The sequence below is a fragment of the Herbaspirillum sp. meg3 genome, assembly GCF_002257565.1.
GTDB lineage: Bacteria > Pseudomonadota > Gammaproteobacteria > Burkholderiales > Burkholderiaceae_D > Herbaspirillum.
Window position 1 is genome coordinate 2,225,605 of sequence record NZ_CP022736.1, and the last position, 16,327, is coordinate 2,241,931.

16 protein-coding genes are annotated in these 16,327 nt (G+C 57.3%); 10 read left to right on the top strand and 6 right to left on the bottom strand.

All coding sequences use genetic code 11. The annotated features are described in order from the left end of the window. Positions 1 to 15: 15 nt before the first annotated feature. On the bottom strand, positions 16 to 1,239 hold the full coding sequence (locus hmeg3_RS10095) for a YbfB/YjiJ family MFS transporter (protein WP_094563607.1): 1,224 nt from the start codon (positions 1,237 to 1,239) through the stop codon (positions 16 to 18). A gap of 115 nt (positions 1,240 to 1,354) precedes the next feature. On the opposite strand from hmeg3_RS10095, the gene hmeg3_RS10100 reads away from it, so the two are divergent. Beyond that, positions 1,355 to 1,990 carry a TetR/AcrR family transcriptional regulator gene (locus tag hmeg3_RS10100; protein ID WP_232511943.1) on the top strand — a complete coding sequence of 212 codons (636 nt, stop codon included), beginning with the start codon at positions 1,355 to 1,357 and terminating at the stop codon, positions 1,988 to 1,990. A 33-nt stretch (positions 1,991 to 2,023) separates the two neighbouring features. On the opposite strand, the gene hmeg3_RS10105 is transcribed toward hmeg3_RS10100, so the two are convergent. Together hmeg3_RS10105 and hmeg3_RS10110 are read right to left on the bottom strand one after the other, a co-directional pair. Continuing rightward, positions 2,024 to 2,302: a helix-turn-helix domain-containing protein gene (locus tag hmeg3_RS10105; protein WP_157739243.1), complete on the bottom strand. Its 279-nt coding sequence runs from the start codon at positions 2,300 to 2,302 to the stop codon at positions 2,024 to 2,026. A 30-nt stretch (positions 2,303 to 2,332) separates the two neighbouring features. Continuing rightward, positions 2,333 to 3,622 (bottom strand): type II toxin-antitoxin system HipA family toxin, encoded by a 1,290-nt coding sequence (locus tag hmeg3_RS10110; protein WP_094563608.1) that lies wholly within the window; start codon positions 3,620 to 3,622, stop codon positions 2,333 to 2,335. Between the two features lie 262 nt (positions 3,623 to 3,884). Between hmeg3_RS10110 and queE the strand changes: the two genes are divergently transcribed. The 4 genes from queE to ldcA all read left to right on the top strand — a co-directional run bounded on the left by queE (position 3,885) and on the right by ldcA (position 6,643). Further along, the gene (queE, locus tag hmeg3_RS10115) at positions 3,885 to 4,520 is read left to right on the top strand and encodes a 7-carboxy-7-deazaguanine synthase (protein WP_094563609.1); all 636 of its coding nucleotides are present in this window, start codon (positions 3,885 to 3,887) and stop codon (positions 4,518 to 4,520) included. Between the two features lie 150 nt (positions 4,521 to 4,670). Then, entirely contained in the window at positions 4,671 to 5,117 is a 447-nt protein-coding gene (gene queD, locus hmeg3_RS10120) for a 6-carboxytetrahydropterin synthase QueD (protein ID WP_094563610.1), read from the top strand. Positions 5,118 to 5,136: 19 nt separating this feature from the next. Then, positions 5,137 to 5,667 (top strand): tRNA adenosine(34) deaminase TadA, encoded by a 531-nt coding sequence (gene tadA, locus hmeg3_RS10125; RefSeq protein WP_198361817.1) that lies wholly within the window; start codon positions 5,137 to 5,139, stop codon positions 5,665 to 5,667. Between the two features lie 40 nt (positions 5,668 to 5,707). Beyond that, on the top strand, positions 5,708 to 6,643 hold the full coding sequence (gene ldcA, locus hmeg3_RS10130; protein ID WP_198361818.1) for a muramoyltetrapeptide carboxypeptidase: 936 nt from the start codon (positions 5,708 to 5,710) through the stop codon (positions 6,641 to 6,643). Between the two features lie 43 nt (positions 6,644 to 6,686). Here ldcA and hmeg3_RS10135 read toward each other — a convergent pair whose 3' ends face one another. Next, positions 6,687 to 7,283 (bottom strand): DUF1439 domain-containing protein, encoded by a 597-nt coding sequence (locus hmeg3_RS10135; RefSeq protein WP_094563612.1) that lies wholly within the window; start codon positions 7,281 to 7,283, stop codon positions 6,687 to 6,689. Between the two features lie 185 nt (positions 7,284 to 7,468). Between hmeg3_RS10135 and hmeg3_RS10140 the strand changes: the two genes are divergently transcribed. The 5 genes from hmeg3_RS10140 (at position 7,469) to hmeg3_RS10160 (ending at position 13,484) form a co-directional block, all read left to right on the top strand. Next, on the top strand, positions 7,469 to 9,067 hold the full coding sequence (locus hmeg3_RS10140) for an ABC-F family ATPase (RefSeq protein ID WP_094563613.1): 1,599 nt from the start codon (positions 7,469 to 7,471) through the stop codon (positions 9,065 to 9,067). A gap of 34 nt (positions 9,068 to 9,101) precedes the next feature. Further along, the gene (gene nadA / locus hmeg3_RS10145; protein ID WP_198361819.1) at positions 9,102 to 10,241 is read left to right on the top strand and encodes a quinolinate synthase NadA; all 1,140 of its coding nucleotides are present in this window, start codon (positions 9,102 to 9,104) and stop codon (positions 10,239 to 10,241) included. Further along, entirely contained in the window at positions 10,238 to 11,125 is an 888-nt protein-coding gene (gene nadC, locus hmeg3_RS10150; protein ID WP_094563615.1) for a carboxylating nicotinate-nucleotide diphosphorylase, read from the top strand. Before nadA ends, nadC begins: the two co-directional genes overlap by 4 nt. A 215-nt stretch (positions 11,126 to 11,340) precedes the next feature. Next, a complete protein-coding gene (locus hmeg3_RS10155; RefSeq protein ID WP_232511944.1) occupies positions 11,341 to 12,654 on the top strand; it encodes an MASE1 domain-containing protein in 1,314 nt (437 codons plus the stop codon). Further along, positions 12,651 to 13,484, top strand: a complete 834-nt coding sequence (locus hmeg3_RS10160; protein WP_094563616.1) for a carboxylesterase — start codon at positions 12,651 to 12,653, stop codon at positions 13,482 to 13,484. Before hmeg3_RS10155 ends, hmeg3_RS10160 begins: the two co-directional genes overlap by 4 nt. 34 nt (positions 13,485 to 13,518) lie before the next feature. On the opposite strand, the gene hmeg3_RS10165 is transcribed toward hmeg3_RS10160, so the two are convergent. Both hmeg3_RS10165 and hmeg3_RS10170 read right to left on the bottom strand, forming a co-directional pair. Then, positions 13,519 to 15,801, bottom strand: coding sequence for a patatin-like phospholipase family protein (locus tag hmeg3_RS10165; RefSeq protein WP_369828869.1), 2,283 nt, complete (start codon positions 15,799 to 15,801; stop codon positions 13,519 to 13,521). A gap of 180 nt (positions 15,802 to 15,981) precedes the next feature. Next, positions 15,982 to 16,260: a putative quinol monooxygenase gene (locus hmeg3_RS10170; protein ID WP_094563617.1), complete on the bottom strand. Its 279-nt coding sequence runs from the start codon at positions 16,258 to 16,260 to the stop codon at positions 15,982 to 15,984. Positions 16,261 to 16,327 lie beyond the last annotated feature (67 nt).

Consider the following 16,327-nt stretch of genomic DNA (forward strand, 5'->3'; position numbering starts at 1 on the left):
TTATAGCGGCTGTGGTCAGACAGTTTTCTGTTGCCGGGTGACTAGCTGCGAACCGAAATCTGCCATCAAGGCAATGGCGATCGCTGCAGCACCAATGAGAAAGAGCAGTCGATGATTGCCTCCCGTCGCATTGAATATCGCCGAATAACTATAGCCCGCAATCGCCTGAAACGCGGCGAATGCTGTGGTGGCACGGCCCCAGGTAAGGTTCTGTTGTTCGGCATGCCCAATGACTGTTTCGCGCACACGGGCCAACATCAGCGGGACGACGCCGGGAGGGAAGGCGCCAATCAGCAAGGTCAATGCAGCGATGCACCAATGATTGTCCGTCACACAGATGCCCACGACGGCCAGCAGTTGCGTCAACAGTACATAGCGCATCGTCGGACGCGCGCCGATGCGATCGGCGAGGAAGCCATACACTGGTGGTCCGAAGATCGCGCCGACACCATACAGAATCCAGAATAGCGAACCCAGATGCGCGCCGGCACCGAGGCCGCGTGCAATGAAATCCACGAAGAACACCATCGCCGGCACCAGGCCGACCGCCATCAAGGCGTATTGGAGATAGAGCAGGCCGGTGCCGGAAACCGCTTTTTCGCCCAGGACGGATCCATGCACGGCATGGGCCGTTGGCGCAGGCGCTGACGATGGCCACCAGAACCAGCTGACTGCTGTCAGCACTGCCGACACAAGGCCAAGGCCGAACCAGGTCTGCCACAGACCTAGATTCAACAGCAGCGGAACCAGCGTGCCAGAGCCGGCAATGCCCAAGCCCAGTCCCAGGAAAATGGCACCGCTGGCGGATCCTCTGCGCTCAGCCGGGACGTGCGGCAAGATCGTTGCCGCTACCAGCACCATGATGGCACCGCCGGCAATACCCGACACCAGCCGCCAGCCGAAGAACCAGCTCACCGACAGTGGCATGGCGCAGGCCAGGAAGGCGAGTGTCACCAGCACCATCATCAGTCGCAACGTGGTCACGTTGGACAGTCGGCGCGCAATGGGGCGACCCAGCAGTGCACCCAACAAGTAGCCGGCCAGATTCGCGGCGCCCAGATAGACGATATCCGCCGCTGAAAACCAGTGCGCCTGGATCAGCGGTGGAATCAAGGGCGTATAAGCAAAACGCGCCAGACCGATGCTGACCAGGCTGGCACACAGGCCCGCTAGGATGTGGCGCCAGACGGCATTGCGGTCTGAGCCCGGGAGTGGCGAAAGTGTCGTGTCGGCAGACATGGGGATGTTCCTATCAGGCAAGCTCTTACGATAAAAATGGCGATGAGGCCGCACTTCTATTTTTGACATTTGTGTCAATAATGAGTAATCCTAGTCATCATTGACATGGATGTCAATGATGATCTACAGTCATCGTTCGATGGAAACAACAGGGGAGCAAGGCATGGCCGGCGTTCGGCAATTTGATGAAGAAGCAGTCTTGGACAAGGCCATGGGTCTGTTCTGGAAAAAAGGCTATGCCGAAACCACCATGCAAGAGCTGGCGGCAGTCACCGGTGTGCAGCGCGGATCGCTATACCACGCCTATCAAGGCAAGGATGCCTTGTTCCTGAAAGTCTTTGATCTGTACATGGAACGCTTCATGGAGAGCGTCGTCAAGACGCTGGATCAGCAGAACATGTCGACGGCATTGACGGCTTTTTTTGCATTCGTCATCGATTCGATGACGGCGGGAGAACCGACCAGAGGCTGCCTGACCAGCAAGACCGCATTAAGCAGTGAAGTGATCGAAGAGCCGATACGCCAGGTTTTGCAAAAGCTGATCGACAGGCTGGAGGAGGCTTTGCTGGAGCGCTTGTCGCGCCCTGGAGATACAGCGCAATTAATGACTTCGCCGGCCGAAGCAGCGCGTCTGATCACCACGTTCACGCGCGGGTTGGTCGTGATGGAGCGGGTGTATCAGAGCAGGGAGCGTTTGATCGATACGGCTGGCATGCTGGTCAAGCTGTTGCTTGGTGTGGCTGCGAAGTGATGATTGCCGCACCTTCCGGTCTATTTCCTGTTTTTATTTCCGGCTGATCGATAGCCGCAGGCCGACCAGTCCCAGCAGTTTTTCTGCGGTGGCAATGGTGCCGCTGGAACGGCCACTTTCGATATCGCGCAGCGTACGTTCCGACAGACCCGTGACTTTAGCCATTTCCTTGATGGTGAGGCGCATGGTCGTGCGCAAGTGACGTGTCGCTTCGCCCAGACTCCATTCAGGATGGGCGAGCACTTCGTCGACAGCCTGTTTGCGCAGGTGTACCTGTTCTTGTATCGGGATGGGATTAAAACGTTTATCCATAATATTGTCTCGACAGTCCAGTGCGATCTTTTAGCGCAAGGCTTGCAGGCGTTTTGCGTGCGTGCGCAAATGTTGCTGCAGATAGCTCAGTACATCGGTTTCCAGGCCAAAATCTTCGCCATGATCGGCGACCTCCTGCAGTGGTGTGGCCATGGCTTGCAAGGTCTCCAGCAGAGGCACGCGCGGCAAGCCGGTTTGCTCCGCCACCATATCGATGACGGCTTGCCAGTCCGGGCTGCCGTTGTCGTGCTGCGACCAGCGTATGCGGCGCGAGATGCCGTCCGGATGCAGATACATCGGTGCAAAATCGAATAACGGCGTCAGGCCGATATGGCCGGCTTCATCGCGTGCAATGGCGGTATTGCGTGCGTGATTATCCTTGTTGGCCAGCGCGATGTTGGCGACATCGCGACGCAGGTATTCGCACACCTCTGCCAACGGATCCGTAGCCACTTCGCCTAATTTCAGGCAAGCCTCATCATGCGTCGGCACTTGGCCGAAACGAGGTTTGTCGGTGAGCGTCGCCAGGCTTTCTTGCGCCAGGCGCAGTACCTTGCCGTTGGCGGCAATACGATCAAAGCGGGGGATGAATAGCGCCCGATCCAGCATCCGCAGCTTTGCATGTACGCGCAGGCCGAGATGGCGGGCAATGTCCATGTAAGGCGCTTCTTGTCGCAAGATTTGCGCCAGTCGCTCATTGGGGCCACGTCCGAATTTGACGATGTAATGCTCCCTCGCGCGTTCATCCGGCAGTGCGTGGTCGAGGTAAAGCAGGCCATCGTCGGCGCGCGTGAGCAAGATCTTTGGCCATTCGCCTTGTACACCGGACGAACCTGCGACGAACAAGCCATGTTGTGCAAGATATTCGGTGAAGTCGTCGGCGCGTGTGGCGACATCGTCGTCGGTGAAACCATGCAAGGAGCCGTCTGGTTGTTGCAGCCATTGCGCCGCTTCCTTGACCCGCAGATTGCCGATCGGATTGCCTGCCCCGGCGAGTAATAGCGGCCAGTCGCCTGCTGCCTCAGTCGTCTCTGGCATGTCCAGCCGTCGCAGCAATTCTTGCCGGCCATAGCCCTGCGGCAGCATGTCGATCAGGAAAACCGGCCAATGTGGCAGATCGAAGCCCGAGAATGACACGGGAAAGCCGCTGCAAAGTGCGTGCGCATCACGTCGGGATGACCAGGTCACAGCATATTCCAGGCCATATCCGCTGGAGGTAGGCGCGAGCGTGCCAAGCGAGGCATCGCCCGTCAGGCTGATGGTGGCGGCATCAGTCCATTGATTGTTGCTGAACAGTTCTATTGTGCAGAAGTTTTGCATAGCGGCAGAAAAACTGCATTATTAAATAAGTATTTACTGATTATAGTGATATTTTTCTGCCGTTATAGAGAATGTTGTCATGAAGTGTTGTTGTTTGGCGCAGAGAGGGCGCGCGGCAACGCCATGCGCCTTTCCGAGCGGCTTGCACGCCGGACAGGCTATAATGCCGCTTTACGGAAAACCGGAGCAGCACGCTCCGTGCCTGCCGCTCAGGCAAACTCCGAAACCCGCGGCACCCACGCCGCCAGCGCTTCCTATCATTGTGACTTACAGCATCAAAGAAATTTTCTATACCTTGCAAGGCGAGGGGACGCACGCCGGTCGCCCGGCGGTGTTTTGCCGTTTCAGCGGCTGCAACCTGTGGACCGGCCGCGAGGAAGACCGCAGCAAGGCGATCTGCCAGTTCTGCGATACCGACTTTGTCGGGACCGACGGCGAAGGTGGCGGCAAGTTCAAGACCAGCGATGCGCTGGCAGAGACCATCAATGATCTCTGGCCGGAGACTTATGCCGCCAGCAAGTACGTTGTTTTCACCGGCGGCGAGCCTTTGCTGCAATTGGATGAAGCGCTGATTGCCAGCATGCACGCGGTCGGGTTTGAGATCGCGATTGAAACCAACGGCACGATCCCGGTCCCGCCAGGCGTTGACTGGATCTGCGTGAGTCCAAAAATGGGTTCCGAGCTGAAGGTGTTCAAGGGTAGCGAACTCAAGGTGGTGATTCCTCAGCAGGCGCAGGTGTTGTCCGACTATGAAAAGCTGGACTTCGAACATTTCCTGCTGCAGCCCATGGATGGCCCTGACGCCGCACGCAACACCAAGCTGGCGATCGAACTGGTGAAAAATAATCCCAAGTGGAAGTTGAGCATCCAGACGCACAAGCTGCTGCAGATTCCCTGATCGCGCTATTGCCATTGGCATTGACTTACACTGCTGTACTGCAAACGAATATCTGTTATCGCCGCGAATAGCCGCTATAACTAATGGCGACACTGCCGCCTTACGCGTTTGTTTACAATCTGACTCCGTTTTTAACACTGTAGAGCATTCATGCTGACCATTACCCGTAAACTCGAATTCGATGCCGGCCATCGCATCCCCGACCACAAGAGCCAGTGCCGTAACTTGCACGGTCATCGCTATACGCTGGAAATCACGCTGGTCGGCAAGGTCATCGAAGTCGAGGGTAGTTCCGACAACGGCATGATCATGGATTTCTCCGACATCAAGACCTTGGCCAAACAGCATCTGGTCGATGTCTGGGACCACGCTTTTCTGGTGTATGAAAAAGACAAGCCGGTACGCGATTTCCTGGCCAGTCTGCCGGACCACAAAACAGTCGTGATCGATCGCATTCCTACGGTGGAGAACCTGGCGCGTACCGCATTCGATATCCTCAATGCGGCCTATAAAGACGCTTATGGCACTGGCCTGCATCTGCAAAAGCTGGTGCTGCACGAGACGCCCAATTGTTGGGCCGAAGTGACTGCAGACTGACCGGATAGCGATGCAGACCATGAGCGACGCCATTGAACTACAGCACATGCGCCTGGCTTTGTCGCAAGCGCAAAACGCCTGGGATCTGGGTGAGGTGCCGGTAGGTGCTGTGGTGGTGAAGGACGGTGAAGTCATCGCGACCGGTTTCAACCAGCCCATCGGCAAGCATGATCCCACCGCGCACGCCGAGATCATGGCACTGCGCGCGGCAGCAGAGAAGCTGGGCAACTACCGGTTGCCCGGTTGCGAGTTGTACGTCACGCTGGAGCCGTGCATCATGTGTGCCGGAGCCATGATGCATGCGCGGCTGGCGCGCGTCGTGTACGGCGCCGCCGATCCGAAGACCGGCGCCGGCGGTTCGGTCGTCAATCTGTTCGAACAGGAACAGCTGAATCACCACACGGAGTTGGTCGGCGGCGTCATGGCCGACGCGTGCGGTCAATTGCTCAAGGCTTTTTTTGCAGAGCGGCGCGAACGCTTGAAGCAGGAACGATTGCAGCGCCAGGCAATCGCCCATGCACAGTTAACCGATGAAGAACTCAATGACTGAATTAGTGACTGATGCTATGACTGAGACCGTGACTGAACCCATGCTTCCTTCTGATATCCGCATCCCGCCAGGCACCTGTGTCGCCATCGTCGCCCCGGGCGGTTATGCGCCCGACGAAGCCGCAGTCGAGCGTGGTATCGCCTTGCTGGAAGCGCAGGGATGCACAGTCAAAAGTTACTATGATCATTCGGCGCGGCATCAGCGTTTCGGCGCTACCGATATCGGCCGTGCTGCACATATTCAGCAAGCGGCTGCGGATCCGGAAGTGCAGATCGTCATGGCCTTGCGCGGCGCCTATGGCGTGTCGCGCATCCTCCCTGCATTGAACTATCGCGCGCTGGCTGCCAGCGGCAAATTTTTTATCGGCTACAGCGACATCACGGCCTTGCATCTGGCCTTGCTGGCGCAGACGGGCGCGCCTGGCTTTGCCGGCCCAATGCTGTGCAGCGATTTCGGCACCGAGACGCCGAGCGCGATGACGATGAACAGTTTCTGGCGCACCATGACGCAGCCGACCCAGACCATCAAGGCTGTATCTGCCGGCAACCCAACGCTCAAGGCGTCAGGCATGCTGTGGGGAGGCAATCTGGCGATGATCGTGCACTTGCTGGGGACGCCGTATTTTCCGCAAGTCGACGGCGGCATACTGTTTATCGAAGACGTCAACGAACATCCTTACCGCATTGAGCGCATGCTGCTGCAACTGGAGCATGCAGGCGTGCTGGCGCGTCAAAAAGCGGTCTTGCTGGGGGATTTCTCCAATTACCGTCTGTCAGACTATGACAACGGCTACAACTTCGAACAGATGCTGGCCTACGCGCGCCAACACCTGTCGGCGCCGCTGGTGACGGGGCTGCCGTTCGGGCATATTCCTGACCGCGTGACGCTGCCGGTGGGCGGTCATGCCGAGCTGCAGGCGGACGAAGGCGGCTTTACGCTGACGCTCAGCGATTATCCGACCTTGCCGGCCACCTAGTCATTTGGATTGGCGTTAGCCAAGCGCATTGAGCTTGCCGCGTTTACTGGGGTTTGATTTCCACCTTCACGCCGTCGCTGAGGACAGTGATGGTTCCGGGCTCGAAGCGCTTTCCGTTCATTTCCAGTTGTTCCGGCTTGAAGGTGTAGACCGGATAATCCTTTAATACCTGTTCCGCAGCGGCATTGCCGATGGCGTTCAATTGCGGCGCATATTGTGCCGGGACGCCGGCGATATCGACTTTTTCCACTGCGGGCGCGTCGAGTTTGACGGCGCGCGCTGCGGGGTCGTACTTGAGCGCGCTGCTCATCGACAGTGTGCCGGTGACGGGTTTGTTCATCAGCAGTTTGTTGTCGATCTGCGCATCGACGGTGGTAATCAGCCGATTGGTCTTTTCGTTCAGACTCAGGCGCGGATTGGTCAGATTGACGTCGAACATTTCCATATAGCGCAGCTTGCGCGGAAATTGGGTGGCAATGGTGTTTTGCAGGTCGGCGCGTGCGAAGGTGTATTCGTTGGTCCAGATGTTGTAGGCCGCCCAGCTGGCACCGGTTGCCGCCAGTGTGCCGCAGGCCAGAAGTGTTGCGGCAAGAGCATGACGCATGCTTTTTGCCGGCGAGCGTGTTGTCTTCATGATCATAGATTGTCCGTTTGTTGTTCATTTGTTACCGAAACTCTTAGAGCCGGGTTGCGCGCAAATAATTCAAAAACCATTTCCTCGCTGCACGCCGGTGAGGCAGAGTCACGCGGGACTGGGCTCACAATGGTAAAATCACGCGTTTACACCTGGCTTCAGGCAATTTCCATACGTAAAGGTTTTTTTCAGTGTTATCCACAGCAAACATCACGATGCAGTTCGGCCCGAAGCCGCTGTTTGAAAACATTTCCGTCAAGTTCGGCGACGGCAATCGCTATGGCCTGATCGGCGCCAACGGTTGCGGCAAGTCGACGTTCATGAAAATCCTCGGCGGCGATCTCGAACCATCGGCAGGCAATGTCAGCCTGGATACCAATGAACGTCTGGGTAAGCTGCGCCAGGATCAGTTTGCCTACGAAGAAATGCGCGTGCTGGATGTCGTGATGATGGGCCATACCGAGATGTGGGCCGCGATGGCTGAGCGCGATGCGATTTACGCCAATCCGGAAGCCACTGACGACGACTACATGAAGGCCGCCGATCTGGAAGCCAAGTTTGCCGAATACGATGGCTACACGGCCGAAGCACGTGCCGGTGAACTGCTGCTGGGCGTGGGCGTTGCAATCGAACAGCATCAGGGCCCGATGAGCAATGTCGCCCCGGGCTGGAAGCTGCGCGTTTTGCTGGCGCAGGCATTGTTCTCGAATCCGGACATCCTGCTGCTCGACGAACCGACCAATAACCTCGACATCAACACCATTCGCTGGCTGGAAGACATGCTCAATGAGCGTAACTCCACCATGATCATCATTTCCCATGATCGCCACTTCCTGAACCAGGTCTGTACGCACATGGCCGACATGGACTACGGCACGCTGAAGGTTTATCCGGGCAACTACGACGAATACATGCTGGCGTCTTCGCAAGCGCGTGCGCAGCAACTGTCGGTCAATGCCAAGGCCAAGGAAAAAGTCGCCGAACTGCAAGATTTTGTGCGCCGCTTCTCGGCCAACAAATCCAAGGCGCGCCAGGCGACATCGCGCGCCAAGCAGATCGACAAGATCAAGGTCGAAGATATCAAGCCATCGAGCCGCGCCAATCCTTTCGTCCGTTTCGACGGCGAGAAGAAGCTGCATCGTCTGGCGGTGGAAACACAAAGCATCAGCAAGACCTACGACCGTCCGATATTCAAGAACTTCAGCATCATGGTTGAAGCCGGAGAGCGCATCGCCATCATCGGTGCCAATGGTGTCGGTAAGACCACGCTGTTGCGCAGTATCGGCGGTGACATCGCCGGCCTGCAGCCCGACAGCGGTTTGGTCAAGTGGGCGGAAAACGCCAATGTCGGTTACATGCCGCAAGATCCGACCGAAGAGTTCGCCAAAGGTGAGACCTTGACCGACTGGATGGGCCAATGGACGCAAGAAGGCGACGACGATCAGGCAGTGCGCTCGATTCTCGGCCGTCTGCTGTTCTCCGGTGACGACGTCAAAAAATCCGTCAAAGTGCTGTCCGGTGGTGAAAAGGGCCGCATGATGTATGGCAAGCTGATGCTGGGCCGTCACAACGTCCTGCTGATGGATGAGCCGACCAACCACATGGATATGGAGTCGATCGAATCGCTCAATATCGCACTTGAAAAATATGCCGGCACACTGATCTTCGTGTCGCACGACCGTGAATTCGTTTCGTCGCTGGCGACGCGCGTTCTGGAAGTGAAGGAAAACGAGATCATCGACTTCCAGGGCAGCTACGAAGACTATCTGGCCAGCCAGGGCATTCAGTAAATCTTTTCAGGCGCTTCGGCGCCATACAAAAGCCATGCAAGCAACAGCAATGAAGGTCGTCGAATTTGAACGGCCGCAGATGGAGACAGGCAGCAGCTGTACCGCCAACGCGTGGGCCAAGGTTCCGGCCACGCCGACGGCAGATGAACGCCAGGCATTGAAGGCGCGCATCAGGCAATTGCTGAAGGAAAAGAACGCGGTGCTGGTCGCCCATTACTACGTCGATGGCGACCTGCAAGACCTTGCCGAAGAAACCGGCGGCTGCGTCTCCGATTCGCTGGAAATGGCGCGCTTCGGACGCAGTCACGAGGCGCAGACGCTGGTGGTTGCCGGCGTGCGCTTCATGGGCGAAACCGCCAAGATCCTGAGTCCTGAAAAACGCATCCTCATGCCCGATCTCGATGCGACATGTTCGCTCGATCTGGGTTGTCCGACCGACGAGTTCACCGCCTTCTGCGATGCGCATCCCGATCGCACGGTGGTGGTCTATGCCAACACCAGCGCCGCCGTCAAAGCACGCGCCGACTGGATGGTGACATCGTCAATCGGTCTCGACATCGTCAAGCACCTGCATGAGCAGGGCAAGAAAATCCTCTGGGCCCCCGACAAGCATCTGGGTGGCTATATCCAAAAGCAAACCGGCGCCGACATGCTGCTGTGGCAGGGTTCGTGCCTGGTGCATGACGAGTTCAAAGGCGTCGAGCTGGAGCTGTTGCGCAAGGAGTATCCCAAGGCGCTCATTTTGGTTCATCCAGAGTCGCCTGAAGCCGTTGTTGCACAGGCCGACGTCATCGGTTCAACCTCGCAACTGATTGCTGCCGTGCAATCGTCAGACGCGAAGGAATTCATCGTCGCCACCGACAACGGCATCCTGCACAAGATGCGCATGGCTGCGCCCGGCAAGATCTTCATCGATGCGCCGACCGCCGGCAACAGCGCCACCTGCAAGAGCTGCGCGCATTGCCCGTGGATGGCCATGAACGGTTTGCAGAACCTGCTGCACGTACTGGAAACCGGCAGCAACGAAATCCACGTCGATCCTGTCATCGGCAAGAAGGCCGTGGTGTGCATCGACCGCATGCTGGATTTCGCGGCGCAGAAGAAAGCCAATGTGCGCCCGACCGGCGCATTGGAAAACGAACAAAAACTGTTTGCAGGAATCGGCCCAGCATGAGTCTCACCGTCAGCAGCACCAGCAACTTGCGCAATCCGTTTGCGCCTTTCGATCCTGCCTTGTCGGCGGCATTTGACGCCAACGTCAATCTGGCCATCGCCGAAGACGTCGGTAACGGCGACCACACCGGCAAACTGGTGCCGGAAAACGAACATGTCAAAGCACGTGTCATCGTGCGTGAACAAGCTGTGCTATGCGGTGCGCCCTGGTTCGAGGCAGTCATGGCGCGTCTCGATCCACGCTTGCGCGTTGAGTGGAAGTTCGGCGAAGGTGATCTCATGCAGGCCAACGACGAAGTCTGCCGTATCGAAGGCCCGGCACGTGCCTTGTTGACGGCTGAACGCGGCGCCTTGAATTTTCTGCAACTGTTGTCCGGCGTATCGACGGCGACGCGCCGCTATGTTGATCTGATTCGCGACACCCGTGCGCGCATTCTCGATACCCGCAAGACCTTGCCGGGTTTGCGCCTGGCGCAGAAGTATGCGGTGCGCGTCGGCGGCGGCATGAATCAGCGTCTGGCGCTCTACGACGGCATCCTCATCAAGGAAAATCATATCGCCGCAGCCGGTGGGATCACTGCGGCGGTGACGGCGGCCATCAAGCTCAATGCCGGCGTTACCATCCAGGTTGAGGTCGAAAGCCTCGATGAGCTGGGAGAAGCACTGGCTGCAGGCGCAACGTCCATCCTGCTCGACAATTTTTCGCTGGATATGATGCGTGAAGCCGTCATGATTACCGCACGCCGCGCCGTGCTGGAGGCCTCTGGCGGTATCAACATGGAAACCGTGCGCGCCATCGCCGAGACTGGCGTGGATCGTATTTCGGTGGGAAGTCTCACCAAGGATATTCAGGCGATCGATTACTCGTTGCGTATTGTCGATTGATTTCATCGGCTCCAAAGCCGGTTCAGATGTTGAGGTTCAGTTCTTGAAACAACCCGCATTTTCTTCGGAAGATGCGGGTTGTTTTACATTGGCGGCTGGTATCAGCGAGCCTGCTAAAATGCGCCATCCAGTCGCTCTGGGCAAGCAAGTCGCATTATGTTATTTGCGTCGTCGGGGCGTGCAAGAACAAGCAGGCAATCCTCAGGGAATTCATCGTGAAATCAAACAATCTTGTCGCACCCTTGCTGTGGGCCGCACTGTACTTTGTGTTCGGTTATGTGTCGCATGCATTGAACGGCTCCTTCGTGGCGACAGGGTATATCTGGCTGCCGGCAGGGATCACCGTGAGCGCCTTGTTGCTGACGCCGACGGCGCGCTGGTTTCCATTGCTGGTGCTGCTGTTTGCCGCGCAGATTTTGCTGGGCTGGCTGGAACATCGCGAACTCTGGCGCATGGCCTTGTTTTGCCTTGATGAGATCGGTGTTGCCGCGATAGCGGTATGGCTGGTTCGGCGTGCGCCTTTTCCGATGGAAGGGCTGTATTTTGTGCGCGGTTTGCTGATGGTCGGCGTCGGCGCCAGCGTGGTCAGCGGGATCTTTGGCGCAGCCTGGTTCGTGATGACGCAAGACACACCATTCTGGCCGACCTTGCGCGTCTGGGCGCTGTCTGATCTGGTCGGCATCCTGATCATGACGCCGGTACTGGCGAGCTGGTCGCAGTTCCGCGCAACGCGTTCGGGGGGGATTGCACGTACTGAATTTTTGCTGGGTCTGGCAGCTTTCATTGCCGTGATTGCGACTGGCTACATTGCCTTCGACAGCGATCTTGATCGCATCATTTTCGATATCGATTTTTCATCGACCTATTTGCCGTTGTTTTTCATCGCGCTGGTTGCGCTGCTGTGGGGTGGTCGCGGTGGTGCGCTATCGGTGGCGGTGCTGTCGCTGATGGCGTTTGTCTACAACTCGCTGGGGCGCGGACCGTTCGTCGAACTGGTTCAGTTGAATTCCAGCAATGCCTTGCTCGAATTGCAGGTCTATCTGGCAGTAGCCTCGTTGCTGTCATTGCTGATCAGCGCCTTGAAGACGACGCGCGAACAACTGCATGAGGATGTGGCGCGTTGGAAGAGCGAGGTCGAGCTGGCGCTGACAGTGAGTCGCCAGCTGGTGTACAGCATCAATCCTGAAAAGAAAACCATCGCCTGGAGCGGCGATGTGCAAAGCCTGTTGGGCCTGCCGCCGGACAAGTTCACAACATTGGATGACGCGCTCAAGCTGGTGCATCCTTTGGATCAGCACCGCATGCGCCAGCGCTGGCTGGAAGACAATCGCAATGAGGGCGACGAGGGCAATGAGGGCGATGATGTGCGCGAAGACCTGCCGTTTCGTCTCTTGCTGAGCAATGGCCGTGTTATTGGCGCAACCGATATGAGCCGCAGTCTGCACGACCCGGATGGCAGTCTCGTCATGGTCGCGGGTACCTGGCATTTCGACGCAGCCGATCTGGCACAAGGACGGAGCGAAAAATGACTGCCAAGGTTGGCGTCATACTGATTCACGGGTTGGGCGGCACGCAATACGATCTGGGATCGATGCACAAGATCCTGCAAAAAGCCGGTGCCGATACCCATGCCGTTACCTTGCCCGGGCACGGAACACGGCCGGAGGATCTCATTCCGATTCGCGCTGAACAATGGATAGACCTGGTGGTGGCGCAGTATCGTGAATTGCAGCCTCAATATGAACAATTGCATGTCATGGGCATGTGCATGGGGGCTTTGCTTGCGATCAACGTGTGTGAGCGCGTCGGCCATACTGCAAAACAGGGAAAACTGGTCACGCTGGCGCCGCCGATTTACATCGACGGTTGGTCAACGCCCTGGTACGCCGGTTTGCGGTCGCTGTTCTATCTGATCCCAGGCGTTGCGTCGCGTATGAAGGTGGAGGAGGGTGAACCATTCGGCATCAAGAACACGCTGGTGCGTGCAGTGGTGAAAGCCAAGTTTGAGCGTGGCGACAATTTTCATTATCGCTGGGTGCCGATGGCTTGCATTCGCCAGGTCGATCGTCTGCGCAGTTGGGCCAGTGCGGGGGCAAAGAACATCAACGCGCCGACGCTGATCGTGCATGCTCGCGAAGACGAGCTGACCAGCTTGCGGTCGGCAGAATATCTGCAGGCAACCATCCCGGATGCACGCACCGTTGTGCTGGAGAACAGCTATCACATGATTTGCGTCGACAATGATCGCGATCAGGTCGCCAACAGCGTGCTGGAATTCTTCGGCTTTCCGCCTATGCCGGAACGTGCGCGCAAGCGCATGCGTGGCGCAGTTGCGGAAGAAAAGAACGACAACGCGTAAAGCTAAAGGCCCATCGCCTTGCCTCAGGTCCGTTTCAGAACACCCGTCCCAGCTGCAAATACAAATTCCAGACTCCCTGCTGTCCTAAGGCCGCGCCGAAATAGACGGGTCCGACAGGGCTGTTCCCGCCAAGGAAAAGGTTCAGACTCTTTTTGTAAGGCCCATCCCCGAAAGCATCGCGCGTTTGCCAGACATTGCCGGCCTCCAGGCTGCTGCCGAGAACCGGATTACGCAGACCGAGCAAGCTGTAGTCGGTCAAGTCGCGCAAGTAGGTCAGGCGGCTGTACAGTAAGTAGTTGCCATAAAACTGATCCGGCGCGTAAGCCGACAAACGTTGAAATCCGCCGAGGAAAAATCCCGGTCCTGCGTTGTTGCTGGACAGGTTGCTGGCTGCTTCCACCGCGACATTGAAGGTGTTGCGTTCCCGGCTGAAGGCCCATAGCGTCTTGAGCTGCGCATCGCTGTAACGATTGTCCACCTGGCCGAAGCCGCGATTGACCTCTGAATAAATGTAATAGCCCTTGCGCGGGAATAGCGGATCGTCGAGCTGATCGATCGTCAGGCGGGCACGCGCAACCGGCTGGCTTGATTGGATGGCGTTGAATAGCGGTCCAACGCTTTCCAAAGAGACGTTGTAGGTCGGCGTGTACTTTGTATGCTGATAACTGACACCCAATCGCAAGTCGCCCAACTGCGCCAGCGGCATGCCAAGATCGATACCGGCAGTATCGTTATCGAAACGATATTGCGTTATTGGTGACGCCTTGGCATCACTGCCGTCCGGATAGATATCCACATAGCGACGGCTGATATCGATATAGGGCGAGACATACAAGCCTGACGAGCCGAACAGTGGTTGCCGCAATTCGCTGTGCAGGCTTGCTCGTTTATTGCCGAGAATGACATCGTTGCGCCATTCCAGACCGCTCTGATTCATCCATGGATAGCGATGGCCGATCTGCAGGTTGACGCTGCCGCGGCCATCGAAGGTATTGGAAATGCCGAGACCGAACAGCAGGTATTGCGGTCCCCAGGATTTTTCTTCGGCATCGATCAGCAGGACGTTACGGCCGTCCTTGTTCACTATTTCCTGTGTCAAGGCATTGAAGTCGCCGTTGGTCGACAGTTGCGACAACTGCTGGTTGATCAGGTCGGCATCGTAGACGTCGCCTTCCTTGACGCTCAGGCGGCTGCGAACATAGGCGGCGGGAATGCGGCCGGTGGTCTTGATTTCGATGGCATCGACGCGTGTACCTTTCGCTAATGCCATGTCGGTGTGGCGCGCTGCCAGATAGGTTTTCCATTCTTCCGGCGGCAGAGAGAGTTCAGTGAGCCGCTTGCTTTGCGCCTGAGCGGCATCCCACCCGGCATTCACGCCATCTCTGCCGCGCGCAAAATCGGTGAAAGACATGCCGGCCAGTTCAGGTTCGATGAGGATGTCGCTTTTACCAAGCAAGGATTTCTGCGTTTTGACGTTTTGCTGGATCAGGATGCCAACCATCTGTTGCGCCACAGCGGTCGGCGATTGCAGATTGGCAGGGTCCTGCAGCGGCGTGGCGATGTTGACGGCGATGATGATATCGGCACCCATGTCACGCGCTTCCTGTACCGGCAGATTACTCACCAGACCGCCGTCGACCAGCGTACGGCCGTCGATCTGATAAGGTGCAAAGAGCCCCGGAACGGCCATGCTGGCGCGCATCGCGCGCGGCAGCGAGCCATGATCGAGAATGACGGCCGTACCCTTGCCGAGATCGGTGGCGACGGCACGGAAGGGGATGGGCAGCCGGTCAAAGGAAATATTGCCCGGTAACTGTGCCGTCCAGTTTTGCAGCAGCGTCAGCAGGTTGTTGCCTTGTACGAGTCCCGGTGCAAGCTTCAGTTTGCCGTCGTCATAACCGACCGCAATCGAAATCGGATATTGAAAATCATCCTCGCGTTGCGACTGGGGGAGCTTGGCGCGTTCATTGCGATCAAAGGCAATGTCGCTCAGATTGGTTTTGGACAGCCGGTGCTCCAGCTCTTCCGCCGAAATACCGCTGGCGTAAAGGCCGCCCACCAGCGCGCCCATGCTGGTGGCAGCAATGTAATCGACAGGGATGTGCAGCTTTTCCAGATATTGCAGGACACCCAGATGGGCATAGCCGCGTGCACCTCCACCGGATAGCACCAGGCCGATGCGCGGTCTCGGCTTTGCGGCGGGTTCCTTGGTTGGCGTATCAACATTCTCGGCGGACAGTGCGGACTGCGTGAGCAGAGTCGCCAGTGCAATTCCCGCGACAAGACGGGGCAGATTGAAGAAGGGAGTGCGTGTCACGATAGAAAGAGAGAATGGCAATGCGGCAATGGTAAATCGCTCCCCTCCATGTCGGCAATGCGAGGAGCGCAAGAAAAATATGAACGGAGTGCGATTTGACCGATTGCGGATGTGTTCCGGCGGGCACATGCATCATGTCTTATGTGCCGGACGTGACACGCTCCTTGCGGGCCTTTGCCTTTATTGGTAGTAGCCGCCAACAGGCGCTGCCGCCAGCATGGTTTTGGCCTCTTCGATGCTGGCCTCGGAGACATGCTGCAGCGAGTCGTGGTGCGCTTCGATGCTGTCCCAGACTTCGATGATAACCATGCGCGACGGGATAGTCTGATCTTGCAGGAACTGGCAGGACTGGCAACCGACCGATGCACGTATGGTGGGAAGCAGTGCAAGCAGGAATTTTTTCAAATCATCGACACGATCGTCGAGCGCCCGGAATGTATTGATACGCGTAATGCTCATCATCTCCTCCTTCAGCAAATTCGATTCGTACTACCTTCCATTATTATCCCGAACCTGTGCTTCAGCT

What these genes read in the sequence shown, in the direction of transcription:
- hmeg3_RS10095 (WP_094563607.1), bottom strand. Translation starts at nt 1,239, where the DNA reads ATGTCTGCCGACACGACACTTTCGCCACTCCCGGGCTCAGACCGCAAT.
- hmeg3_RS10100 (WP_232511943.1), top strand. Translation starts at nt 1,355, where the DNA reads ATGATGATCTACAGTCATCGTTCGATGGAAACAACAGGGGAGCAAGGC.
- hmeg3_RS10105 (WP_157739243.1), bottom strand. Translation starts at nt 2,302, where the DNA reads ATGGATAAACGTTTTAATCCCATCCCGATACAAGAACAGGTACACCTG.
- hmeg3_RS10110 (WP_094563608.1), bottom strand. Translation starts at nt 3,622, where the DNA reads ATGCAAAACTTCTGCACAATAGAACTGTTCAGCAACAATCAATGGACT.
- queD (WP_094563610.1), top strand. Translation starts at nt 4,671, where the DNA reads ATGCTGACCATTACCCGTAAACTCGAATTCGATGCCGGCCATCGCATC.
- tadA (WP_198361817.1), top strand. Translation starts at nt 5,137, where the DNA reads ATGAGCGACGCCATTGAACTACAGCACATGCGCCTGGCTTTGTCGCAA.
- ldcA (WP_198361818.1), top strand. Translation starts at nt 5,708, where the DNA reads ATGCTTCCTTCTGATATCCGCATCCCGCCAGGCACCTGTGTCGCCATC.
- hmeg3_RS10135 (WP_094563612.1), bottom strand. Translation starts at nt 7,283, where the DNA reads ATGATCATGAAGACAACACGCTCGCCGGCAAAAAGCATGCGTCATGCT.
- nadA (WP_198361819.1), top strand. Translation starts at nt 9,102, where the DNA reads ATGCAAGCAACAGCAATGAAGGTCGTCGAATTTGAACGGCCGCAGATG.
- nadC (WP_094563615.1), top strand. Translation starts at nt 10,238, where the DNA reads ATGAGTCTCACCGTCAGCAGCACCAGCAACTTGCGCAATCCGTTTGCG.
- hmeg3_RS10160 (WP_094563616.1), top strand. Translation starts at nt 12,651, where the DNA reads ATGACTGCCAAGGTTGGCGTCATACTGATTCACGGGTTGGGCGGCACG.
- hmeg3_RS10170 (WP_094563617.1), bottom strand. Translation starts at nt 16,260, where the DNA reads ATGAGCATTACGCGTATCAATACATTCCGGGCGCTCGACGATCGTGTC.